The 22,255-nt window shown below is 74.6% G+C and carries 17 protein-coding genes and 1 tRNA gene; 7 read left to right on the forward strand and 11 right to left on the reverse strand.

Annotated features, from left to right (window positions below; genetic code table 11):
• The first annotated feature begins 251 nt into the window (after nucleotides 1–251).
• A complete protein-coding gene (locus ACIPSC_RS17920) occupies nucleotides 252–2,372 on the forward strand; it encodes a sigma-70 family RNA polymerase sigma factor (RefSeq protein ID WP_400826666.1) in 2,121 nt (706 codons plus the stop codon).
• Between the two features lie 85 nt (nucleotides 2,373–2,457).
• Here the strand turns inward: ACIPSC_RS17920 and ACIPSC_RS17925 are convergent, their stop codons facing one another.
• Nucleotides 2,458–3,792, reverse strand: a complete 1,335-nt coding sequence (locus ACIPSC_RS17925; protein ID WP_400826668.1) for a DUF1254 domain-containing protein — start codon at nucleotides 3,790–3,792, stop codon at nucleotides 2,458–2,460.
• Between the two features lie 151 nt (nucleotides 3,793–3,943).
• Nucleotides 3,944–5,287, reverse strand: coding sequence for a DUF1254 domain-containing protein (locus ACIPSC_RS17930; RefSeq protein WP_400826670.1), 1,344 nt, complete (start codon nucleotides 5,285–5,287; stop codon nucleotides 3,944–3,946).
• Nucleotides 5,288–5,611: 324 nt separating this feature from the next.
• Between ACIPSC_RS17930 and ACIPSC_RS17935 the strand changes: the two genes are divergently transcribed.
• Nucleotides 5,612–6,667, forward strand: a complete 1,056-nt coding sequence (locus ACIPSC_RS17935) for an NAD-dependent epimerase/dehydratase family protein (RefSeq protein ID WP_400826671.1) — start codon at nucleotides 5,612–5,614, stop codon at nucleotides 6,665–6,667.
• Nucleotides 6,668–6,849: 182 nt separating this feature from the next.
• Here the strand turns inward: ACIPSC_RS17935 and ACIPSC_RS17940 are convergent, their stop codons facing one another.
• Entirely contained in the window at nucleotides 6,850–7,899 is a 1,050-nt protein-coding gene (locus ACIPSC_RS17940; protein WP_400826673.1) for a family 2 encapsulin nanocompartment cargo protein polyprenyl transferase, read from the reverse strand.
• A gap of 87 nt (nucleotides 7,900–7,986) precedes the next feature.
• Entirely contained in the window at nucleotides 7,987–9,408 is a 1,422-nt protein-coding gene (locus ACIPSC_RS17945; protein ID WP_400826675.1) for a family 2B encapsulin nanocompartment shell protein, read from the reverse strand.
• 396 nt (nucleotides 9,409–9,804) lie between these two features.
• Between ACIPSC_RS17945 and ACIPSC_RS17950 the strand changes: the two genes are divergently transcribed.
• Nucleotides 9,805–10,869, forward strand: coding sequence for an ATP-grasp domain-containing protein (locus ACIPSC_RS17950; RefSeq protein ID WP_400826677.1), 1,065 nt, complete (start codon nucleotides 9,805–9,807; stop codon nucleotides 10,867–10,869).
• A gap of 78 nt (nucleotides 10,870–10,947) precedes the next feature.
• Here ACIPSC_RS17950 and ACIPSC_RS17955 read toward each other — a convergent pair whose 3' ends face one another.
• From ACIPSC_RS17955 to ACIPSC_RS17965, 3 genes are all read right to left on the reverse strand, one after another.
• Complete coding sequence (locus ACIPSC_RS17955; protein ID WP_400826678.1) at nucleotides 10,948–11,478, reverse strand: methylated-DNA--[protein]-cysteine S-methyltransferase; 531 nt, start codon at nucleotides 11,476–11,478, stop codon at nucleotides 10,948–10,950.
• 339 nt (nucleotides 11,479–11,817) lie between these two features.
• Nucleotides 11,818–12,051, reverse strand: coding sequence for a hypothetical protein (locus ACIPSC_RS17960; protein WP_400826679.1), 234 nt, complete (start codon nucleotides 12,049–12,051; stop codon nucleotides 11,818–11,820).
• A gap of 128 nt (nucleotides 12,052–12,179) precedes the next feature.
• On the reverse strand, nucleotides 12,180–13,481 hold the full coding sequence (locus tag ACIPSC_RS17965) for an MFS transporter (protein ID WP_400826680.1): 1,302 nt from the start codon (nucleotides 13,479–13,481) through the stop codon (nucleotides 12,180–12,182).
• 205 nt (nucleotides 13,482–13,686) lie between these two features.
• Here ACIPSC_RS17965 and ACIPSC_RS17970 point away from each other — a divergent pair, with 205 nt between their 5' ends.
• Complete coding sequence (locus ACIPSC_RS17970) at nucleotides 13,687–14,493, forward strand: hypothetical protein (RefSeq protein WP_400826681.1); 807 nt, start codon at nucleotides 13,687–13,689, stop codon at nucleotides 14,491–14,493.
• A gap of 77 nt (nucleotides 14,494–14,570) precedes the next feature.
• Here the strand turns inward: ACIPSC_RS17970 and ACIPSC_RS17975 are convergent.
• Nucleotides 14,571–14,644, reverse strand: a tRNA-Thr gene (locus tag ACIPSC_RS17975).
• 292 nt (nucleotides 14,645–14,936) lie between these two features.
• Here ACIPSC_RS17975 and ACIPSC_RS17980 point away from each other — a divergent pair.
• The 3 genes from ACIPSC_RS17980 to ACIPSC_RS17990 all read left to right on the forward strand — a co-directional run bounded on the left by ACIPSC_RS17980 (nucleotide 14,937) and on the right by ACIPSC_RS17990 (nucleotide 17,478).
• A complete protein-coding gene (locus tag ACIPSC_RS17980; protein WP_400826682.1) occupies nucleotides 14,937–16,028 on the forward strand; it encodes an ABC transporter ATP-binding protein in 1,092 nt (363 codons plus the stop codon).
• Nucleotides 16,029–16,221: 193 nt separating this feature from the next.
• Nucleotides 16,222–16,662 (forward strand): hypothetical protein, encoded by a 441-nt coding sequence (locus ACIPSC_RS17985; RefSeq protein WP_400826683.1) that lies wholly within the window; start codon nucleotides 16,222–16,224, stop codon nucleotides 16,660–16,662.
• Nucleotides 16,663–16,698: 36 nt separating this feature from the next.
• Nucleotides 16,699–17,478, forward strand: a complete 780-nt coding sequence (locus tag ACIPSC_RS17990) for an NDP-sugar synthase (protein ID WP_400826684.1) — start codon at nucleotides 16,699–16,701, stop codon at nucleotides 17,476–17,478.
• A 208-nt stretch (nucleotides 17,479–17,686) separates the two neighbouring features.
• On the opposite strand, the gene ACIPSC_RS17995 is transcribed toward ACIPSC_RS17990, so the two are convergent.
• The 3 genes from ACIPSC_RS17995 to cysS all read right to left on the reverse strand — a co-directional run bounded on the left by ACIPSC_RS17995 (nucleotide 17,687) and on the right by cysS (nucleotide 22,147).
• The gene (locus ACIPSC_RS17995) at nucleotides 17,687–19,423 is read right to left on the reverse strand and encodes a DoxX family membrane protein (RefSeq protein WP_400826685.1); all 1,737 of its coding nucleotides are present in this window, start codon (nucleotides 19,421–19,423) and stop codon (nucleotides 17,687–17,689) included.
• Between the two features lie 186 nt (nucleotides 19,424–19,609).
• Nucleotides 19,610–20,605 (reverse strand): 23S rRNA (guanosine(2251)-2'-O)-methyltransferase RlmB, encoded by a 996-nt coding sequence (rlmB, locus tag ACIPSC_RS18000; RefSeq protein ID WP_400826686.1) that lies wholly within the window; start codon nucleotides 20,603–20,605, stop codon nucleotides 19,610–19,612.
• A 147-nt stretch (nucleotides 20,606–20,752) separates the two neighbouring features.
• A complete protein-coding gene (gene cysS / locus ACIPSC_RS18005) occupies nucleotides 20,753–22,147 on the reverse strand; it encodes a cysteine--tRNA ligase (protein ID WP_400826687.1) in 1,395 nt (464 codons plus the stop codon).
• Nucleotides 22,148–22,255 lie beyond the last annotated feature (108 nt).

Below are 22,255 nucleotides of genomic sequence, written 5' to 3' on the forward strand. Positions count from 1 at the left end.
TCACCGTAGCGCCTGGGTACGACAACGCGGGTCCGGCGGTGGCCCGGGGTCCGGTGGCGGTCGGCCGTGGGTCCGGGGGTGGGGCCGGCGGTGGGGCCGGCGGTGGGCCGGGTGGCGGGGGCCGGGTGGCGGGGGCCAGGTCCGCCGGCGGAGGTCCGCCGGTGCACGAACAGGCGATGTTGTTACCCGAAAGAAGTACAACAGCAGGGAACAGCCCGGATCCCGCGCCCCCGCTCTCTACCGTCGGACGCGTGACAACGAGTGCTGAAGCGCCGCGCGACCCCGTGCTCGCGGCGTACGACCGGCAGGTGGACGGGCTGTTCACGTACTGCCTCTCGGTGCTGTGCGAGCAGGACGCGGCCGCCGCCGCCCTGTGCGAGGTCCGTGAGCTGGCGGTGCGGCACGGGGCGCGGCTCGCCGAGCCCGGACTGGTGCGGGCCTGGCTCTACTCGCTGGCGCGCTACTGCTGCCTCCGCCGGTTGGAGGACGGCGCCGGCAGCGGAGCGGGCCCGGGAGCGGCCGGCACCGGGGCGGGCCCGGTCGGCGTGGCCGCGGTCGGCGGTGCGACGGTCGCGGCCCGGGGCGGCGTGTCCGAGGCGGAGGCGGCCCGGCGGCGGCGCGAACTGGCCTCGCTCGCGTGGCCCGAGGCGGCCGGCACCGGCCCCGAGCAGCGCGAGGCGCTGGAGCTGTCGGTGCGCCACCGGCTGACCCCGATCGAGGTGGCCGCCGTGCTGGGCCTCCCGTTCGACGCAGTCCGGGCGCTGCTCGCCTCGGCGGAGGCCGAGGTCGGCCGGACCAGGGCGGCGCTGCTGGTGCTCGGCGTCGGCAGCTGCCCCGAGCTGGACCGGCTCGGCGGGGCGGGCGCGGAGAGCTGGCGGGACTGGGTGCTCGGCCCGGCCCTGCGCCGCGAGCTGGTGCAGCACGTGGTCGACTGCCCGACCTGTCGGGGCACCGCCGAGCGGGTGGCCGACGAGGTGTCGGCGGGCACCGCCGGTCTCTCCGGGCTCCCGGTGCTCGGCGCGCCGACCGCCCCGGCCGCGACCGCACCGCCGACGGCCGGGGGCGGTGGCGGGACGGCCGGGGGCGGGGGCACCGGCAGCGTGCACTTCCTGCCGCACGCGGCCGGGCCACCGCCGGGGCGGCGCGCGGCCGGGCCGGTCCCGGTGGTCGAGCCGTGCCTGCGGTTCGACCAGAGCGGGTTCCCGCGCCACCGGGCGCCCGACGCGGGCCGTGGGCTCGCGGTGCGGCGGCGGGTGGTGACCACGGGCGTGCTGGCGGCGGTCCTGGCCGCGCCGGTGGTCGCGCTCTGGGCCGGGCACCGGGGCGGCGGCGGGCCGGGTACGGCCGCGGCGGTCTCCACGGTCCGGGTCGATGACGACGGGCGGTCCGCCGGGCACCGCCCGGCTGGCCCCCGGCCGGACGGCGGGCCCGGGCAGGGCGGGCCCGCGGGTCCGAACGGACCGGGCGCGGGGGGCGTTGCGCCCGCGGTGGCCGGGCTGGAGCTGGCCTGGGCCGGGCCGGCGACTGCAGAAACGTTGCTTCCTGGGCTGTTGGGGCCGGCCGTCCCGGTACCCGCGCACGGCGCGACCCCGCTCGGCAGCCCCACCCTGGTCGCGGCGCCGGCCCCCGCGAGCGGCCCGGGCGTAGGCGCGGGCACCGGCGCCGGGCGGGGCCCGGACACCTCGGCCGCGGCCGGACTGCTGACCGTCGAGGCCGGCGAGTACGGCAACCGGACCGTGCTCACCCTCACCAACTCCGGCACCACGGAGATCCGCTGGCGCGCGGTGGTGGACGCCGCCTGGCTCCGCCTCAGCCGGGACGCCGGGACGCTCGCACCGGGCCAGCGGATCACCGTCATCGTCAGCGTCGACGACGACCTCGCGCCGACCACGCCGTGGACCGCCCGGATCGCGCTGCCGCCCTCGCAGGCGGTGGTCACCCTGGAGGGCGGCCCGCACCGTCGCGGCGGTCCGACCCCGGTCGAGCCGACCGAGGGCCCGACGGAGTCGGGCCGGCCGTCACCGGGCGCGACGCCGTCGGCCACCCCGACCGGCGGGTCGCCGACCGGCGGCGGGCCCGGCGGGGGTGGGTCCAGCGGGGGTGGACCGACGGCGGGGCCGTCCGGCTCGCCCACGCCCGGCCCCACCGGTTCGCCCGGTTCACCCGGCACGACCGGCTCGCCCGCGCCGACGGGCGGGGCGGCGTCGCCCACGGCCGCGCCGTCGTCACCGGCGCCGAGTCCGAGCGCCTCCTCGGCCCCGCCGGGGTCGTCCGGGGCGCCGGCCGCCCCGGGGCCGTCGGCGTCCCCGTCGAGGTCGGCGCGGGCGTCGGCCCCGGCGGGCGCCTCCGGTGCGCCGGCGATGTCACGCTGAGGCCGGGCCGAGGCGCGGGAGCGCCGGGGCGTACCGGTGGGACGCGGTCGGCCCGGCGTACGGGTGGAGGGCCCGAGGACCGGGGTCAGATCCGGCGGATCGGCGGCACCCGGTAGGTGCCGTCCAGCACGGCCTGGGTCGGCTGGTAGAGCCGGATGATCGGGCGGAAGCCGCCCTCCGGGGTGGGCAGCCAGTTCGCCGCCGCGGCCGGGTCGGCGGGCGGCTCGTGCTGGAGCAGGAGGGTCAGCGAGCCGTCGTCGCCGTACACCAGGCCGGGGGTGCGGTCCCCGATCGCGTAGCGCTCGATCGGGTTGGCGACCAGGTAGTAGTCCGGCAGGCCGTACATGCTGAGGGACCAGAAGGCCTCGGCCGGCGGCGGCTCGTCGAAGCGCAGCGTGTACGCGTGGGCGCCGCTGAGCGGGCGGCCGTCGGCGTCGTCGTAGGTCATGGCGAACACCGCCTCATACGCGTGGTTGCCCCAGAGCCCGGCGCGGGCGGCGGCGGCCCGGCTGAGGTAGGCGGCCCGGCGGTCGGGGATGCGCCACTCGGGATCGTCGATCGTGCCGGGGCCCAGGTAGTCGGTGTTGAAGTCGAAGAGGTGCAGCCCCGAGCGCCACTCGCCGGCCGGGTGGTCCTCGGGCGGCCGGGTGGCGTCCTCGACCCGCTCCCGGCCCGCCGCCACGCCCTTGAGCAGGGCGGCGGTCCACTCGGGCGCGGCGGCCCGGTAGGGCGAGGGGTCGGGGTCGAGCAGGCCCAGCGGGGCGAACCGCCGCTGGTACTCGACGTCCGGGCCGGCGGGCGGGAAGGCCGCCATCCAGACCCTGAGCCGTTCGAAGAAGGCCAGCCGCTCGGGGACGTCCGGGTCCGGCTCGGGCAGCCCCGCGATCAGCCCGCCGGGCTCCAGCGGGCTCAGCGTCAGCGCCTCCTGGAGGGCCTGGACCCGGGGCAGGTCGTCCGGGCCGGTGCAGGCGAAGCGGCCGACGATGCTGGCGATCGTGGTGGGCGCGACGATGACGCGGGCGGGATCCGGTGGGGTGCCGTGCCAGTTCGGCGGGACGATCAGCCAGGTCTGCTCGCCGGTGCCGGTGGCCCGGCTGCCGACGTAGGCGAAGTTGTCGGTCCACGCGTCGACGAACTGCAGCACGTAGTACGCCCCGGCGGTGTCCGGAACGTGCAACACCTGCGGGCCCTCGGAGAGGTCGAGCTGGGCGATCGAGTAGACGGTGTCGTTGTTGACGGAGACGAAGGGGTCGCCCGGCTCGGCCAGCCGGGTGGCGTGGCTCAGCCGGTTGAACGGAGCCGCCGGCAGGGTGCCCATGCCGCCCCCGGTGAAGCGCTCGACCATGGTGAGGTCGGAGACCAGGGGGTAGCCGTAGACGTAGGCGTCGGCGGCCAGGGCCTCCAGCTCGGGCTGGGTCATCGGGGGTCCTTCTCGGGGCCTGGTGGGGGTGGGACGGCGGGTGGCGAGCCGGTGCGGAGCGGTGAGGCGGCCCGGTGCGGGGCGGTGCAGTGAGGCGGCCCGGTGCGGTGAGGCGGCTCGGTGCGGGGCGGCCGGGACGGCGGGTGGCGGCTCAGCGGGGCGTGAGCGGGGGTGGCGTCCAGCGGCCGTCCAGCACCTGCGCGTCCGGGCCGTAGAGCCGCAGGACCGGTGCGAACGGCCCGTCCGGCGCGGGCAGCCAGTTGGCCGAGTGCTGGGCGTCGGCGGGCCGCTTGTGCTGGAGGTAGAGGGTGAGGCCGCCGTCCGGGTCGTGGACCAGCCCGGGGGTGCGGTCGCCGATCGCGTACCGGTCGAGGGTGTTGTCGACCGGCCGGCGCTCCGGCAGCGCGTACATGGTGACCGACCAGAAGTACCGCGCGGGCGGCAACCGGTCCGGGGCGAACCGCAGCACGTAGTCGCGGTCGCTGGCGCTCGGCGGGCCGTTGCCCTCGCTGTCGACCGTCCAGCCGCCGTACCAGGCCTCCTCCGCGGGCAGCCCGTACAGCCCCTTCATCGCGCCGACCGCCTGCTTCAGGTACGCGGTGCCGATCTGTTCGCGGGTGCCGAAGAGACCGGACGACTCGGCGGTCCGCTCGGCGGCCCGCGCCAGTTCGGTGCGGCCGTCGGCGATGCCGCGCTCGATCTCGGCGCGGACCTGGATCGGCAGGGCGGCCGGCTCGAACTCGCCGCGGCCGTCGACACCGAGGTCGGTGAGGCGGCCCCGCAGGTCGGCATCGGCGGGGAGCACCGGGAAGAAGCCGAGCAGGAAGTCGAGGAAGGAGAAGAACTCGATGGTCTCCAGCACCTCCTCGCGCCAGACCGGCCAGACCGGGTGCGGGGCCGGCTCCGGCGCGGGGGTGCCGGCGTACTCGTGCAGCGGGCGCAGCCGGTACTGCTGCTGGATCGCCTTCAGATCCGAGACGGCCGCCGGCGAGCTGTCGGCCAGGTGGGTGCGGCCGACGATGCCGACCAGCTCGCTCGCGGTGCGGATGACGCCCGTGATGCCCGCCGGCACCTCCCCCTGCCAGCCGGGACCGGCCACCAGGTGGTCGCCGGCCTCCTGACCGGTGGCCCGGGCACCGATGAACCCCGCGTACACGGTGTCGAGTTCGTGCACCGGGAGGACGTAGTAGCGGTCCTCGGCGGGGACGGAGACCACCCAGGGTTCGGCCCGCAGGTCGAGCCAGGCCCAGGAGCAGGACGTGTCGTCGTCCGGGGCGAGGACGTCCGGGGCGACGAGGTCGCCCTCGGCCTGGGTGAACGGCTGCCGCTGCTCGTGCCGGAAGACGCCGAAGCCGCCGGCGTACTTCGGGTCGGCGTCGTCCACAGCCTGTGCATAGAGGGTGCGGTAGTTCTGCAGGACGGGATAGCCGCGGACCCAGGCCTCGGCGGCGGTCGCACGGATGGTGGCCGGGTCCACGAGTGCCGGGTTGACCATGCTGACGCACTCCCCAGGGGCGGGATGCCCGAGCCTCGCTCGCAGACATCGGTCGAAATTCGGACATACAGGTACACCGGGATGCTATGTGGACCGGATTGGATCAGCACCTCGGACGCGGGCCGCGGGTTCACCGCGCGGGCGGGCCGGGCGCGGGCGCCGGCGGCCGTAGGCCGGGGCTGTACGCGGGGCCGTGCTCGGGGGCTGCCCGCGGGGCCATAGGCAGGAGCTGCAGGGCCGGAGCTGCAGGCCGGGGCCGCGCGGTACCTCTGCCGACAGCGAATCGGCGTGTGCGGACGAGCCGGATCAGGAAGCCTTGCCGGTATGAGAATCCTGCTGCTCGGTGGATCGTCCTTCCTGGGGCGGGCCTTCGCGACCGAAGCCCTCGCACGCGGCCACGAGGTGACCACGTTCAACCGCGGCCACTCCCATGACGACCTGCCCGGTGTCGAGCCGGTCCACGGCGACCGCGACCGCGACGACGACCTGACACGGCTGGTCGACGGGCGGCACTGGGACGCCGTCGTGGACACCTCGGCCCAGCAGCCCGCCCAGGCCGCGACCTCCGCCCGTCTGCTGCGCGAACACGCCGACCACTACACCTTCGTCTCCTCCGTCCACGCCTTCACCGACTGGCCGGCCCAGGTGGTCGACGAGGACTCCCCGCTGCGCCCGTGCCCGGCCGACACCCCGCCCGGCCAGCCGCTCGACAACGCACTGAAGGCCGGCTGCGAGCGTGCGGTGCTGGAGTACTTCGGCGCCGAGCGGACGCTGATCCTCAACAGCGGGCTGCTGATCGGCCCGCACGAGAACGGGGGCCGCCTGCCCTGGTGGCTGGAGCGGATGGCCCGCGGCGGTCGGGTCCTGGCGCCGGGCGATCCGGGCCGGGCCATGCAGGTCATCGACGTGCGCGACTTCGCGGCCTTCGGCCTCGATGCGCTGACCGCCGGGCACACCGGGCGCTACATCACCACGGCCCCGCCGGGGAGCGTCACCTTCGAGGAGTTCCTGCAGACCTGTCGGGACGTGGTCGGTGCGCCGGTGGGCGGCGGTGCACCCGCCGAGCTGGTCTGGGTCGAGGACGGCCCGCTGCTCGCCGAGGGGCCGGACAGCGTCCAGCCGTGGAGCGAACTCCCGCTCTGGGCGCCCGCGGGGCCGGACTTCGCCGCCGTCTGGCTCGCCGACACCTCCCGGGCCCGGGAGGCCGGCCTGCGGTGCCGGCCGTTCGCCGAGACCGCACGCGACACCTGGGCCTGGCTCCAGCAGCGCGGGCCGGCCGAGGACACCGACGGCGACGGCCTCAAGGGGCGCAAGGGTGCCCACGTCCGGCAGGGAATCGTCCCGGCCAAGGAGCAGCGCCTGCTCGACGCCCTGGCGTAGCGCGGCGGGCGTAGGTGTACGGGCCCCGCGGCGCGGTCGTACGCGCCGCGGGGGTGCGGCGGGCGGCCCGCCGGCCGGGGAGCCCCGGCCCGGGCCGGGGCTCCCCGGCCCGACGGCCCCTGGGCACGGCTTCCCGGGGCCTGGCTTCCCCGGGGCCTGCCGTTCCCTGCCCGGGCTCCCCGTCAGTGGCTGCGCCGGGTGACCAGCTCCGCGAGGGCGAGCAGGTCGTCGGCCGCGGAGGGCTCGGGCACCGCGGTGGCCAGCTGGGCGAGCGCTGCCGCCATCCGCTCGCAGGACTCCCCCTGCGCCCAGCCGCGCCCGCCTGCCCCCTCGACGGCCGCCGCGCAGCGGCGCAACTCCTCCGGGCTGAGCACTCGTTCGAGCGCGTACAGCTCGGCCAGGACCCGCCCTTCGGCCGTCCCGGAGCCGAGCGCCGCCACCACCGGCAGCGACTTCTTGCGTGCCACCAAGTCCGCTCCGACCGGCTTGCCGGTGACGGCCGGGTCGCCCCAGATCCCGATCAGGTCGTCGATGAGCTGGAACGCCAGGCCGATCTCGCGGCCGAACCCGTCCAGCGCCTGGGCGGCCTCCTCGGAGGCGCCCGCGTACCGTCCGCCGATCGCGCAGGCGGCGCCGAGCAGCGCGCCCGTCTTGGCCTCCGCCATCGCCAGGCACTCGGCGAGCGAAACGTCACTGCGCTGCTCGAAGGCGCAGTCGATCTGCTGGCCCTCGCAGAGCTCGACCACGCAGTCGGTCAGCCGGCGGATCGAGCCCTGGGCTGCCGGATGGGTGTCCTCCGCGAGCAGGCGCAGGGCCAGCGAGTGCATGGCGTCACCGGCCAGGATGGCCTCGGTGGTGCCGAACACCCGCCAGGCGGTGGGCCGGTGGCGCCTGGTCTCGTCGCGGTCGATGACGTCGTCGTGGAGTAGCGTGAAGTTGTGGACCAGCTCTACGGCGGCCGCCGCCGCGGTGGCCGAGCCCGGGCTGCCACCGAGGGCCTGGGTGGCGGCCAGGACCATCGCCGGTCTGATGGCCTTTCCGGAGGGGGCGGCCACGGGCGATCCGTCCGCCTCCCACCAGCCGAAGTGGTAGCCCGCGACCTTGCGCATCGAGCCGGGCAGCGAGTCGACGGCGGCGCGCAACACCGGGTCCACCAGGCCGCGGGCGCGGGCGAGCACGTCCGCCGCCTCGTTCCCCTCGCGGTGATCGCGCTCCAATGTGAAAATTCCCATGAATTCCTCCCCCTCATGAGGTGGCCGGTGCTGCCCGACCGGGCCGATTCCGCCCGGCCGGGCAGCACCGTGTCCGACCGGCCCCGGTCAGTCGCGACGCTGGGCGACGTTGACGTTTTCGAGGACACCGATGGCGTCGGGCACCAGAATGGCTGCGGAGTAGTACGCGCTGACCAGATAGGAAATGATGGCCTTCTCGTCGATCCCCATGAACCGGACCGAGAGGCTCGGCTCGAATTCGTCGGGGATTCCGGTCTGGTGCAGGCCGATGACGCCCTGGTTGTCCTCGCCGGTACGCATCGCGATGATCGAGCTGCTGTGACCGTCGACGATCGGGATCTTGTTGCACGGGAACACCGGCACGCCGCGCCAGCCGAAGACCTGCCGGCCCTGCACCTCGACGGTGTCCGGGTAGAGGCCGCGGCGGTTGCACTCCCGGCCGAAGGCGGCGATGGCCCGCGGGTGGGCGAGGAACATCTTGGTGCTGCGCCGGCGGCTCAGCAGCTCGTCCATGTCGTCCGGGGTGGGCGGGCCGGAGTGGGTCTGGATCCGCTGGTCGTACTCGGCGTTCTGCAGCAGGCCGAACTCCGGGTTGTTGATCAGCTCGTGCTCCTGGCGCTCGCGCAGCGCCTCGATGGTCAGCCGCAGCTGGTGCTCGGTCTGGTTCATCGGCTGGTTGTAGAGGTCGGCGACCCGGCTGTGCACCTTGAGGACGGTCTGCGCGACGCTCAGCTCGTACTCGCGCGGCCTCAGCTCGTAGTCCACGAAGGCGCCGGGCAGCTCGTACTCGCCGTGGTGGCCGGCCGAGAGGCCGATCGCCGCCTCACCGTGCTTGTTCTGCGCCTGCTCGAAGCCGGCCAGGTACTCCATGATCTGCAGCTGCAGCGCCTCGGAGCGGTCCGCGAGCTCCTGGAACGAGGACCAGGGGAGCGCCAGCACGGTGCCCGCGGTGGCTGCCCGCACGGTGTACGGCCAGACGCCCTCGGTCCGGAGCACCTCGTCGCCCAGGTGGTCGCCGTCGGCCAGGGTGCCGACCACCGCCTCCTCGCCGTACTTGCCGGACCCCAGTCGGTCGAGCTTGCCGTGCGCGATGACGAAGACCTCGTCGATCGCCGCCCCGGCCGCGACCAGCACGTCACCGGCGGCGAACTCGCGCTGGACGAAGCGGCCGGCCAGCTCCTCCAGTACGGCGTCGTCCTCGAAGCCGCGCAGCACCGGGACCTCGCGCAGGCTCGGCGGGACGATCCGCACCTCGGCCCCGGTCTGGACGAAGCCCACCCGGCCGCGGCCGACCGAGTAGCGCAGGCGACGGTTCACCCGGTACGTGCCGCCGGACACCTCGACCCACGGCAGCATCCGGAGCAGCCATCGCGGGCTGATGCCCTGCATCTGCGGCGCGGACTTGGTCGTCGTCGCAAGATTCCTCGCGCCCGCCGTGCCGAGACTCTGCTGCTGGACCTGCGGCTGACCGCCGGGTGCAGGAATACCGACGGTGGTTTCGGTCGACATAGGGAGCCCTTCGCATACCCGGTGAAGTGTCGCCTTGCAACAATCATGGTGAGGCCATTCAGAGGCCCACCGCAATCACTCTTTCGAGTGGTCGGAATAACCGAACAAATAGGACGACTAGATCACCTGATCGATATTGATTCGATAAGCATTCGAATAGCCGGAACCCGCCCGCCGTGCGGTTGTCGAACACCCGGCCGGACGAACCGCGGCACGACCGGCCCGCCACGACCCCGCCGAGCGGCCCCCGCGCCCCCTCAGCCCCTCGGGCACCCCCGGTGCGCGACCGCGCCAGGGGCCGCTAAGGTGCCACCTCAAAGGGCCACGGGGCCAGTTGACGCGTGTGGTCGCACCGGATGGCCCTCCCCTCGTTCACCCCTGCCCTGGTAGGCCCTCATGAGCGCCCCCGTACGTGTCTGGCTCAACCGCACCTACGCCGAGAACGTCTTCTTCATCGAACAGCTGCGCGCCGCCCCGCGCCCCGTCCTGGTCCACGCCACCCACGTCGACGCCGACTCCCCCGTCCTGGCCGCCGCCGACCACGCCGCCCTGGAACCGGGCGACCTGACCCCGGACGCCTACGTCGCCTACGCGCTCGACTACTGCGCCCGCCACTCCATCGACGTCTTCCTGCCCCGCCTCAACCAACTCGCGATATCCCTGCACCACCAGGAGTTCGAGGCGATCGGCACCGCCCTCGCCTGCCCGCCCGCCACCGCGATCGCGGCCTTCGACAGCAAGGCGGACGGCTACGCGGCGCTGGCCGCCGCCGGTCTGCCCACCCCGCCCTGGTGGCAGGTGCGCAGCGCCGCCGACCTGCTCACCGCCGTCGACCGGATCGAGGCCGCCGGCCTCACCGCCTGCCTCAAGCCGGTCTCCGGCGCCGGCGGCGAGGGCTTCCGGGTGCTCACCCGCGAGCCGTTCGGCCTGCACCGGCTGGCCGGTTGGGACAGCCGGGTCCAGGTCGAGCAGGTGGCCGCCGCACTGGACGCCGCCGACGAACCCGCCGACCTGCTGGTGATGCCCTTCCTGGACGGGCCCGAGGTCTCGGTGGACTGCCTCGCCGACCGCGACGGCACCCTGCTCGCCGCCGTCGGCCGCAGCAAGCACCGGCGCCGCCGCAGCTTCACCACCGCACCGCGGTACCTGGAACCGGCCCGCCGGGTGGTCGAGTCCACCGGGATGGCCTTCCTCTCCAACGTGCAGTTCCGCCACCTCCGCGGGGAGCCGATCGTCATCGACGTGAACACCCGGCCCTCCGGCGGCCTGCACCAACTGCGCCTGTGCGGGCTCAATCTGCCGTGGAACGCCGTGCAGCTGGCGCTCGGCGAGCGGCCCGACACCGACTGGCCCGAGGAACTGGCCGCGATCGAGTACACGTTGGTCGCCGGCATCCAGCCGGTGCTCCCGCGCGAGGTCCCGTTCGGCATGGGCCTCGCCCCGGTGGAACTCGTGCACTGAGCGACGGCGGCCGCAGGGGATCGGGGGTCCGGTCGGGTCCGGTCGGGTCCGGCCACCGCCGCGGGCCCGACGCGCCCGCTACAGCGGGCCGTTCCAGTCCAGCGTCGGTTCCAGCACCCCCTCCAGGGTGAGCAGCCAGCGCTTCACGTCGATGCCGACCCGGCCGCCGCCGAAGCCGCCGATCCCGTCCGCCGCCACCACCCGGTGGCACGGCACCAGCAGCGGAACGGGATTGGCGGCCATCATCTGCCCGACCGTCCGGGCGGCCGACCCCGGCTCCGTCACGTCCTCGAACACCCCGCTGCGGGCGGCCAGTTCGCCGTAGGTGATGGTCCGCCCGTACGGCACCTCGCGGAGCAGGGTCTGCAGCACCGCCCGGTGCGGGCCGGTGCTCAGGCTCCAGTCGATCGGAAGTCCCGGCTCCCGGGTCCGGCCGGCCAGGTAGTCGCCGATCCGCCCGTTCACCGCGGCGATCTTCGCCTCGTCCGTGCAGCGCGGCAGCTCACGGGCCTCGTCCCCCAGGTAGCCCCCGGCCACCACGCCCAGCGGCGTCACCGCGATGTGCATCGGCCCGCTCGGCAGCGGCGTCTCCACGGTCAGCCAGGACATCCCGCCCGGTCGGGGCGCGCCGCCCGGCCGCGCTCCGGACACTGCGGACCGTGTGGCCGATGTGGCCGACATGGCCGATGTGGCCGATGTGGACGGCGTGGCCGCTCCGGCCGATCCGGTCTGCGCCATCGATCCCGACTGCGACATCCGCTGCGACATCCGCGGGCCCCCGCCCTCCTCCAACGGGCCGGCCGCCGGCCGCGCCGGCACCCGGAAGGCGCGCGAGGACCACCCGCCCCGCGCGCCATCGTACGTCTCACGCCGGTCCGGCACCGGCTCGTCCGGCACCGGCTCGTCCGGAGCCCGTCCTCGCCCGGTGACCGGCCCGACGGTCCTGTCCTAGAGCCGCCCCTTCAGCTCCGTGGCGAGCTCGCGCGACCAGTGCACCAGCTCGGCCCGGTCGGGCGCCCGGCCCTCGCAGAGGACCGCGAGCTGTGCGTCGTTGATCCGGTTCGGCCCGGGGATCTCCAGCAGATAGGCGAGCTCCTCGAGCATCGTGGCGAGGCGCTTGGCGTCGGTGTGCTCCATCGCGACGGACGCCTCGTGATGGCTGATGGTGAGAGAACCAGGCATGGCCGACCTCCTCCGTTCACCCCCGCACTCCCTCCACCGTACGACCGGCCCGCCCCCGGTGCTCTCCCGGTGCGCCGGAGCCGTACCTGCCGGACGGTCCCCGGCCCCGGGCCCCGGCGCTCCCCGGCTCAGTCCGCCCCGCCGCCGCTCGTCCGTCCGGGTGAGCCCCAGCCTGCGCAGCGCACCTCGCGCACCGCCAACACCGCCACGCCGGAGGCGAGTTGCCACACGGCCCCGAAGGCCAGCACGGTGCCCGCCCCGACCCGGTCGGCCAGCGGACCGGCCGCCGCCAGCCCGAGCGGGCCGAGGACGAAGGCACCCAACCCGCCGAAGGCGGTGACCCGGGCCAGGACGTCGCCTGGCACCCAGCGTTGCATCGTGGTTTCGTACAGCGCCCCGCAGACCGCCGATCCGACCCCGGCCACCAGTGCCGCCGCGGCCGTCCAGGGCAGCGGCGCACCCGCCGCGAGCGCCGCCGAGGGGAGTGCCCAGCCGAGGGCCGCCACCGTGGCAACGGCGAGCGGCCGCGCCGGCCGGCGCCCCAGCACCAGCAGACCGCCCAGCACCGCGCCGGCCCCGTACACGCCCATCACCAGGCCCCAGGCGCCCGCCCCGCCGAGCCGGCGCTGCGCGGTCAGCGGCCCGAGCACCAGGAACGGCGCCCAGACCAGCAGGTTGAAGAAGGCCATCTGCACCGTGGTGACCCAGAGCCACGGCCTCGACCGGAACTCCGACCACCCCTCGCGCAGATCCGGCAGCATCGAGGCGGACGCACCCGGTTCCGCCGGCCCGGCGCCCGCGAGCCCGGCCACCGCGAGCCGAGCCAGCGCCAACGCACCGACCCCGTACGTGACCGCGTCGACCAGCAGGACCGACGCCGGGCCGGACCACGCCACCAGCACCCCCGCGAGCGCCGGACCGGCCACCGTGGAGACCGAACGGGCCAGCCCCAGCAGGGCGTTGGCGTCCGCAAGGCAGTCCTTCCGGGCGACCAGCCCGGGCACCAACGCCCCCAGTGCGGGCAGGAACACCCCCTCGCCGAGTCCCCAGAGCGCGACCAGCCCCACCATCGCCCACACCGGCGCGTGTCCGGCGGCCAGCGCTGCCGCGAACACCCCCTGGACCCCGCAGCGCAGCACGTCCGCGGCCAGCATCACCCCCCGGCTGCCCAGCCGGTCCGCGGCCACCCCGCCGGCCGGCATCACCAGCACGATCGGCAGGATCCTGGCCGCCATCACCCACCCCAGGTCGGTGCCGCCCCCACCGCCGTCGAGCACCGCGAAGGCCACCGCGACCGGCGCCATCGAGGAGCCGAACAGAGAGGTCGCGTAGCCGACGAAGAACCACCGGAAATCGTGTTCGCCCAGCACGGAGAGGCGGCTGCGCAGCCGCGTCCGGCGGGCGGGAACCAAGTCCGCATCCACTGCCATGGGCGGCAAGTCTGCCTGCGCGCCGAAGCCTCTTTCAAGGCTTTCGGCCGGAAAACCTGAGCCCACTCGCATCAATTTCTGCACCCGAGCCGACTGCCGCAGTAAATCCCCCCACCAACCCTCTCCCACCTGCCATTTACTGCGCCACTCGCCTATGCTGAATTCGCCTTCCCTTCATCGTTTACTGCGGAAAGAGCGAGCCCCGATGACCATCAGGCCCCCCGTCGAGTACGCGGTCGCGGTCGAGCACTACCTGGCCGCCTCCGGCCTCGGCACCGGCTCCCGCCGCGTCTACCGGATCGCCCTCGACACGTGGGCCTGGGCGCTCGCCGACCGGCCGGCCCCCACCGGCCCCGAACGGCGCCGCGCCCGCCCGCCGGTCCTCCCGCTCGCCCTGCTCGACCGCCCCGACACCCCTGCCCGCCTCCGGGCCGCCGCCGCCCACCGCACCGCCACCGCCGGCACGCGCACCCTCAACCGCGAAATCTCCACCCTGCGCGCGGCCGCCGCCTGGTGGCTCACCCGGGGCTGGATCTCCACCGACCCCACGACCGCCCTGATCCCGCAGGCCCTCCCGGCCCCCGGACCCACGGACCCCGCCCCGCTCACCCCCGACCAGCTGCGCGCCCTCTTCACCCTCCGCGCCCCGCTCCGCGAACAGGCCCTCTGGCACCTCCTGCACGAGAGCGGCGCCACCGTCGAGGCCGCCCTCGCCCTCGACGTCGACCACCTCGACCTCCCCCACCGGCGCACCCACCCCTCGACCGCCCCGCTGCGCTGGCGGACCGGCACCGCCCGCCTGCTCCCCCTCCTCATCGCCGGCCGCACCGCCGGCCCCCTCTTCCTCACCGACCGCCGCGCCCCCGCCACCACCCCCGCGCGCGACCGCTGCCCCCACACCGCCCGGGCCCGTCTCTCCTACCGCCGCGCCGCCGAGCTCCTCAGCACCCACACCCGCCCGCTGACCCCCGACGCCACCGGCTGGACCCTCCGCCAACTCCGCCCCCACTGAGGCGAACCCCCACCCCGGCACAACAAAGCGCCCCGAGCCGGACACGGCTCGGGGCGCTTCTGAAAGCCTCCACAACGAGCCCCCTGTCGGGTTCGAACCGACGACCCCCGCTTTACAAGAGCGGTGCTCTGGCCAGCTGAGCTAAGGAGGCATGGTGACCGTCCGCGACGTGGTCACGGCGGCACCGGGGGCAGTCTACCGGGCGGGGGTGGGGCGGTGGTGGCATATCCGGGGGATGGGCGGGGTGGCTGGGATGAGGCGGGCGTGATGCAACCGATGCCGAAATCGAAGGGGCCAGGGGCTGACAAGCGGCGTAGGCGCAGGTAGCGTCGCCGGGAGCCGGCTTGTGCGGTGGTTCAGACCACTGGGCGGGCCGGCGGCACGACATCCACCCTTTACTCGGATCGTCCGGCACGTTCCTGCCGGTGAAGGAGAGCTCAGTCATGGCTTCTGTGACGTACGACAAGGCGACCCGGGTCTACCCCGGTGCCGACAAGCCGTCGGTGGACGCGCTGGACCTGGAGATCGCGGACGGCGAGTTCCTCGTCCTGGTCGGCCCCTCGGGCTGCGGCAAGTCGACCAGCCTGCGGATGCTGGCCGGTCTGGAGGACGTCAACAGCGGCGCCATCCGCATCGGCGACCGCGACGTCACCCACCTGCCGCCGAAGGACCGGGACATCGCGATGGTGTTCCAGAACTACGCGCTCTACCCGCACATGACCGTGGCGGAGAACATGGGCTTCGCGCTCAAGATCGCGGGCGTCAACAAGAGCGAGATCCGCACCAAGGTCGAAGAGGCCGCGAAGATCCTCGACCTCACCGAGTACCTGGACCGCAAGCCGAAGGCGCTCTCCGGCGGTCAGCGCCAGCGCGTCGCGATGGGCCGCGCGATCGTCCGCGAGCCGCAGGTCTTCCTGATGGACGAGCCGCTGTCGAACCTCGACGCCAAGCTCCGCGTCTCGACCCGTACGCAGATCGCGGGCCTGCAGCGCCGGCTGGGCATCACCACCGTCTACGTCACGCACGACCAGACCGAGGCGCTCACCATGGGCGACCGGGTCGCGGTGCTCAAGGGCGGCCTGCTGCAGCAGGTCGACACCCCGCGCAACATGTACGACAAGCCCGCCAACCTCTTCGTGGCCGGCTTCATCGGTTCGCCGGCCATGAACCTGATCGAGGTGCCGCTGGTGGACGGCGGCGTGAAGTTCGGCGGCTCGGTCGTCAACATCTCCCGCGAGGACCTGGCCGGCGCCGGCAGCGACAAGACCGTGACGGTCGGCATCCGCCCGGAGCACTTCGAGATCGTCGCGGGCGGTGGCATCGAGGGTGTCGCCGTGACCGTCAACGTGGTCGAGGAGCTCGGCTCGGACGGCTTCGTCTACGGCACCACCAAGATCGGCGGCGAGGACCGCGACCTGGTCGTCCGCGTGCACGGCCGCCAGATCCCGGCCCGCGGCGAGACGATCCACGTCGTGCCGATCGCCGGCGAGACCCACGTGTTCTCCACCACCACCGGTGCCCGCCTGAGCAACTGAGCGCGCCCGAGCGACGGAGCGCGCCGGGGCGGTGGGCCGCCCGCGGCAGCACCAGGACGGAGTCCCGCCGGACCACGCGGTCCGGCGGGACTCCGCCGTCGTCAACACGGTGCAGGGACGAACCGGGACACCCTGTCACTCGATGGTGTAACGGAGCGCGATCCTCCCCGCACCCGCCGCTACGCTCCTGAGCGTGAAGCAGCTAGTTCGCCGCATCGGCCAGACCATCGCCCTCACCCTGCCCGTGGTCCTCGTCACCACCGGCACCCTCGCCGTGACCAGGGTGCCGTGGGCTCCGCCCACCGGGCTGGACCAGCAGGTCGTGGCGGCCTCCAGCGAGGACGGCGCCGGCATCGGTCGGACGCCCACCGGCAAGGCGCCGGACGGGCTCGCCCCGCAGGACGCCCTCCGCGTCGCGCTGCTGGACGAACTGCGCGCGCACAACCCGGGCACCGCGCTGGACCTGTTGGAGCGCTCGATGCGCGAGCAGCCGGAGCTGACGCCGTACTGCAGCACGCTCGCCACCGAGCTGGGCAAGGCGGCGGTGCGCAAGTACCAGGGCGACGCCAAGCGTGCGCGGTCCTTCGCACGCCCGGTCTGTGACGGCTCCTTCGCCTCGGGTGCCGCCGGCTGACGACCGCCGGGCGGCGTGCGCGCCTATTGTGCAGGCATGACCGCTGACACCACGCCCCCGCCGGCCCCGCAGCCATCCGCGGCGCAGCAGCAGCCCGTCGTCACCCAGGCCGTCATCCTGGCCGGCGGCCAGGGCTCCCGGCTGCGGCCCTACACCGACGACCGGCCGAAGCCGCTGGTCGAGATCCCGGGCACGGGCACCCCGATCCTCGGCCATCAGCTGGCCTGGCTCGCCGCCGAGGGCGTCACCGACGTGGTGATCTCCTGCGGGCACCTGGCCGACGTGCTGGAGGAGTGGCTCGACACGGCCGAGCTGCCGCTGCGGGTCCGCACGGTCGTCGAGGCGGAGCCGCTCGGACGCGGGGGCGGGCTCAAGTACGCGGCCAAGGCGCTGCCCCGGCCGGACGAGCCCTGGTACGCCACCAACGGCGACATCTGGACCAGGTTCAGCCTGCGCGACATGGCCGCCTTCCACCGCGAGCGGGACGCCGTCGCGACGCTCGCGCTGGCCCGCCCGCGGATCCCCTGGGGCGCGGTGGAGACGGACCAGTTCGGCAACGTCCTCGACTTCATCGAGGCCCCGCCCTCGCCGTTCCTCATCAACGCCGGCCTCTACGTGTTCAGCCCGGAGTTCACCGAGCTGCTGCCGGACGTCGGCGACCACGAGCGGACGACCTTCCCGCAGCTGGCCCGGAGCAAGAAGCTGGCCGGGTACCAGCTGCCGCAGGGCGTGTACTGGCGCGCCATCGACACCGCGAAGGACCTCACCGAGGCGGCCAAGGAGCTCGCCTCGGGGGCCGGCCGCCCGCCGGCGTAGCCGCCGGAGCCGGCACCGTCCTCCGGACCACCCCCACGGCCCGACGGAGCCGCCGCACACGGCAGTCGGCCGGGTGCTCCCCCACGGAGCACCCGGCCGACTCGTTCCTCCGGTGAGCGGGGGGCGGACGGTGCGACACCGGCCCGGCCCCGGCCCGGGCAAGCCCGCGCCGGCGGGGCCCTCCCGAGCCCCCGCCCACCGCCGTACGTCAGGTGGACGTCGGCGCCCCCGGCCGCGCGCCGCCGCCGGAGAGGTCGGACAGCGGCCCGCTGCCCAGCACCCCTCCCAGCAGCCCCGAGCCCGAACCCGACCCGGAGCCCGAACCGCCCCCGGAGCCGCTGCTCTGGCTCGGCTTCGGCGCCGTCCCCGCCCCGCCCGCCGGCGTGCTGCGCTGCGCGGGCGACGAGCCCGCAGCCGGTGCGGCGCCCGACGGCGCCGCCGCCGGGGCCGAGCCCGCGCCGCTCTCCGGCTTGGCCGGGCGCGCCTTGCCGCTCGGGGAGGCCGTCGCGGCCTTCGGCGGCGTCGACGACGCGGCCGCGGACGGCGAGGCCGGGGCGGACGCGCTCGGTGTGGACGAGGCCGGCCGCGAGGGTGCGTGCGAGGGCGAGGTGGACGGGCCCTGCCCGCCGGGGGCGACCGACGGACCGCCGCTCGGCCAGACCGGCGTGCCGTAGTCGGTGGCCGGCTTGGCCGGCGCGGGGTGCGGCCGGCTGCCGGTCCGGACCGCCGCGCCCAGCATCGAACCGAGCAGCAGGGTCAGGCCGACCACCACCGCGGTGACCACCGCGCCGCGGCGCAGCACCCGCCGCCGCAGCGCCGCGGGGGCACCGGAGCCGTACCGGCGCCAGGCCTCCAGGTTGAGCCGCCCGTCCAGGGAGGCGAACGGCGCCCCGGCGATCAGCAGTGGGCTCCACGCCGCCAGGAAGATCAGGTCGGGGGTGTCGTAGACCGGCACCGCCCGCCAGCTGACGGTGAACAGCAGCGCAGCGGAGAGCAGCATCGCCGCCCCGGCCGCGATCCGCTGCCAGAGACCGAGGACGGTCAGCACGCCGACCACGATCTCGGTGAACGACACCACCAGGCCCGCGCCCACCGGGTGCGCCATGGCGAAGGCCAGCAGCGGCTCGGCGACCTTCCAGGGGTGCAGCGAGGAGAGCCAGCGCATCATCGAACCGCGCTCGCCGCCGTCGAAGTACACCGGGTCGCACAGCTTGCTGAACCCGGCGTAGACCGAGAGCGAGCCGAGCACGGCGCGCAGCGGCAGCAGCACCAGGCCGAGGTCGACCCGGCGGCCCGGGTACCAGGGCTGCTTCCCCTCGGCGGAGGCTGCGGAGACCTCGGGCAGCTCGCCGCTGGGCGTCCAGCCCGCCGGGGCGCCGACCGGGCCGACGCCGGCCTCGGTGGCCGTCCCGGCGCCCTCGCGCGGCTGCCTCGGGACGGTCCGGGAGCCCGCGTACGAGGGGATCACCTGGGTGTCCGCGTCGGCCGAGGAGCCGCCGCGCCCGCCGACCCCCGCCGGGGCGGGCACGCCGGTGAGCCGGACGGCCTCCAGCAGCCGGGTGGCCGCCGGGTCCCCGGGGGGCGCCTGGCCGGTCCAGGTGACGGCGGTGACCCGGCCCTTGCGGCGCGGTGCGCCCGCGCCGCCGGCCCCGGCGAACGCCGGGACGGCCGAGGCGGGCACGACGACCTGCGGGGTGACCAGCGGACGGCGGATCAGGCCCTGCGAGGCGTACGGGTCGCCGAACGCGGCGCCGGTGGACAGCAGTCCGGCCGGGGCCTCGATCAGCGGCGCCACCGGGGCGCCGAGCCGGAGCCGGAAGCTCGCCTGGGTGCTGCTGAGGCGCGCAGGGTCGGACGGCACCTTGACGGTGTTGAGGCCGGGGCCCGCGTCTATCCCGGTGCTGCCGCCGCCCAGGAGGGGGCGCCGAGGTGTTCTGGTGTCCACACCCGTCTAACCGGGTGACACCCGGTTAGGACACTCTCCCGGGTGGATGTCCGGCACCCGCTTGAAGTGATCATGAGTAAAGCGATCGGGCCCGGTCGAGCCCGATCGCTTTCACCCGAATTGCGGACGGAGCGCGGCCAAATCGGAAGACCGGCTGCGCCGCGACCGGCGGATGTGCCTGTGGGGTCAGCCCACCTTGGAACGCAGCCGCGCGGCCTCGTACAGCACCACGCCCGCGGCGACACCGGCGTTCAGCGACTCGGTGAGACCGGACATCGGGATCCGCACCCGCAGGTCGCAGGTCTCCGAGACCAGCCGGGACAGGCCCTTGCCCTCGCTGCCCGCGACGATGACCACCGGACCGGTCAGCGCCTCCAGGTCGCCGATCTCCGCCTCGCCGTCGGCGGCCAGGCCGACCACCATCAGGCCGGCCTTCTGGTAGGCCTCCAGCGTCCGGGTCAGGTTGGTGGCGCGGGCGACGGGCAGCCGCGCCGCGGCACCGGAGGAGGTCTTCCAGGCACCGGCGGTCATGCCGGCCGCCCGGCGCTCGGGGATGACCACGCCGTGCGCGCCGAAGGCGGCGGCGGAGCGGACCACGGCGCCCAGGTTGCGCGAGTCGGTGACGCCGTCCAGCGCCACGATCAGGGCGTCCCGGCCCGAGTCGGCCGCCTCGTCCAGCAGGTCCTCGGGGTGCGCGTACTCGTACGGCGGGACCTGCAGCACCAGGCCCTGGTGGTTCATCCCGCCGGTCATCTGGTCCAGCTGCGCGCGGGGGGCCTCCATCAGCGGGATGCCGCGGTCGTTGGCGGCCTGGAAGGCGTCGCGGACCCGGTCGTCGGTGTCGATGAACTGCTGGACGTACAGCGCGTTGGCCGGCACGTCGCCCTGCAGGGCCTCGACCACCGAGTTGCGGCCGAACACCAGCTCGGCGGAGCCGGCGCCGCCGCGGCCGCCCCGGCCGCCGCCACCGGCCCGGCGCATGCCGGCCCGGGCCTTGGCGTCCCGCTCGCGCTTGACCGCGGCGTTGGCGGCCCGCTGCTTCGGGTGGCCCTTGCGCGCCTCACCGGGCGGGGTCGGGCCCTTGCCCTGGAGCGCCTTCCGGCTGTGCCCGCCGGTACCGACAGACGCGCCCTTCTTCGATCCGGGGTTGCGGCGGTTCCTGCGCTGGCTGTTGCCGGCCATGGCTGTACTTCCTGTCTGTCTGTCCGGCATGGCCGGCCGCCCGGTGGGACCCGGTACCGCCGACGGCATGCGCTCCGTCATGCGGGAGGGCCGCACCGGTCCGGTACGGCCCACCCTCACCCCTTCGTGCGCTGAGCGCCGAGGGGGTTACTGGCTGTTGATCGTCCAGCGCGGGCCGGACGGGGTGTCCTCGATGGCCAGCCCGGCCTCGCCGAGCTGGTCGCGGATCGCGTCCGCGGTGGCGAAGTCCTTGCGGGACCGGGCGGCCTGCCGCTGCTCCAGGACCATCCGGACCAGCGAGTCGACCACGCCGTACAGGTCCTCGCCGCGCTCCGCCCCGGCCCAGTGCGGGTCGAGCGGGTCCAGACCCAGTACTCCGAGCATCGCACGGACCTCGGCCAGACGCGCCACCGCGTTCTCCTTGTCGTCCGCGGTGAGGGCGCTGTTGCCCTGGCGGACGGCGGTGTGCACGATGGCCAGCGCCTGCGGCACGCCCAGGTCGTCGTCCATCGCCTCGGCGAAGGCCGGCGGCACCTCGGCCGCGGCCTCGACCGGGCCGCAGAGCTCGACCACGCGCTGGACGAAGCCCTCGATCCGGCCGAAGCCGACCTCGGCCTCACGCAGCGACTCCTCGCTGTACTCGATGGTCGAGCGGTAGTGCGGGGCGGCCAGGTAGTACCGGAGCACCAGCGGACGCCAGCGCTCGACCATCTCGGAGACCAGCACCGAGTTGCCGAGCGACTTGCTCATCTTCTCGCCGCTCATGGTGACCCAGGCGTTGTGCACCCAGAAGCTCGCGAAGTCGTCGCCGTACGCCTTGGACTGGGCGATCTCGTTCTCGTGGTGCGGGAAGATCAGGTCGATCCCGCCGCCGTGGATGTCGAAGGCCCGGCCGAGGTACTTGTGCGCCATCGCCGAGCACTCCAGGTGCCAGCCCGGACGGCCGGTGCCCCAGGGGGTGTCCCAGCTGGGCTCGCCCGGCTTGGCCGCCTTCCACATGGCGAAGTCGCGCGGGTCGCGCTTGCCGGTCTCGCCCTCGCCCTCGGGCTGACGCAGGTTCTCCAGCTTCTGGTTGGAGAGTTCGAGGTACTCGGGGTACGACTTCACGTCGAAGTAGACGTTGCCGTCGGCCGCGTAGGCGTGTCCCTTGGCGATGAGCGTCTGCATCATCTCGATCATCTCGGGGACGTGCCCGGTGGCCCGCGGCTCGACGGTCGGCGGCAGGCAGCCCAGCGCCGTGTAGCCGTCGTTGAAGGCCCGCTCGTTGGCGTAGGCGATCTGCCACCAGGGCGTGCCGAGCTCGCGCTCCTTGGCGATCACCTTGTCGTCGATGTCGGTGACGTTCCGGGCGAAGGTCACCTGGTAGCCGCGGTAGGCGAACCACCGCTGCATGATGTCGAAGTTGAGCCCGGACCGGATGTGCCCGATGTGTGGCGCCGACTGGACGGTAGCGCCGCACAGGTAGATCGAGACACAACCCGGTACAAGCGGGACGAAGTCGCGTACCTGGCGGGTGCTGGTGTCGTACAGGCGAATGCTCACAGCGTCAAGCGTAGTGGGCAGCAGGGGGTGCCCCGCGACATTCCGGAATGTCAATACCGCGGCTGCGCAGTTTTCTGTTCTGCGACCCGGCCGGAGCGGGCCCCCGGG

It is taken from the genome of Kitasatospora sp. NPDC090091, from assembly GCF_044747365.1.
GTDB lineage: Bacteria > Actinomycetota > Actinomycetes > Streptomycetales > Streptomycetaceae > Kitasatospora.

What these genes read in the sequence shown, in the direction of transcription:
- ACIPSC_RS17930 (WP_400826670.1), bottom strand. Translation starts at nt 5,287, where the DNA reads ATGGTCAACCCGGCACTCGTGGACCCGGCCACCATCCGTGCGACCGCC.
- rlmB (WP_400826686.1), bottom strand. Translation starts at nt 20,605, where the DNA reads ATGGCCGGCAACAGCCAGCGCAGGAACCGCCGCAACCCCGGATCGAAG.
- ACIPSC_RS17990 (WP_400826684.1), top strand. Translation starts at nt 16,699, where the DNA reads ATGACCGCTGACACCACGCCCCCGCCGGCCCCGCAGCCATCCGCGGCG.
- ACIPSC_RS17970 (WP_400826681.1), top strand. Translation starts at nt 13,687, where the DNA reads ATGACCATCAGGCCCCCCGTCGAGTACGCGGTCGCGGTCGAGCACTAC.
- ACIPSC_RS17925 (WP_400826668.1), bottom strand. Translation starts at nt 3,792, where the DNA reads ATGACCCAGCCCGAGCTGGAGGCCCTGGCCGCCGACGCCTACGTCTAC.
- ACIPSC_RS17945 (WP_400826675.1), bottom strand. Translation starts at nt 9,408, where the DNA reads ATGTCGACCGAAACCACCGTCGGTATTCCTGCACCCGGCGGTCAGCCG.
- ACIPSC_RS17935 (WP_400826671.1), top strand. Translation starts at nt 5,612, where the DNA reads ATGAGAATCCTGCTGCTCGGTGGATCGTCCTTCCTGGGGCGGGCCTTC.
- ACIPSC_RS17980 (WP_400826682.1), top strand. Translation starts at nt 14,937, where the DNA reads ATGGCTTCTGTGACGTACGACAAGGCGACCCGGGTCTACCCCGGTGCC.
- ACIPSC_RS17950 (WP_400826677.1), top strand. Translation starts at nt 9,805, where the DNA reads ATGAGCGCCCCCGTACGTGTCTGGCTCAACCGCACCTACGCCGAGAAC.
- ACIPSC_RS17960 (WP_400826679.1), bottom strand. Translation starts at nt 12,051, where the DNA reads ATGCCTGGTTCTCTCACCATCAGCCATCACGAGGCGTCCGTCGCGATG.
- ACIPSC_RS17955 (WP_400826678.1), bottom strand. Translation starts at nt 11,478, where the DNA reads ATGTCCTGGCTGACCGTGGAGACGCCGCTGCCGAGCGGGCCGATGCAC.
- ACIPSC_RS17965 (WP_400826680.1), bottom strand. Translation starts at nt 13,481, where the DNA reads ATGGCAGTGGATGCGGACTTGGTTCCCGCCCGCCGGACGCGGCTGCGC.
- ACIPSC_RS17940 (WP_400826673.1), bottom strand. Translation starts at nt 7,899, where the DNA reads ATGGGAATTTTCACATTGGAGCGCGATCACCGCGAGGGGAACGAGGCG.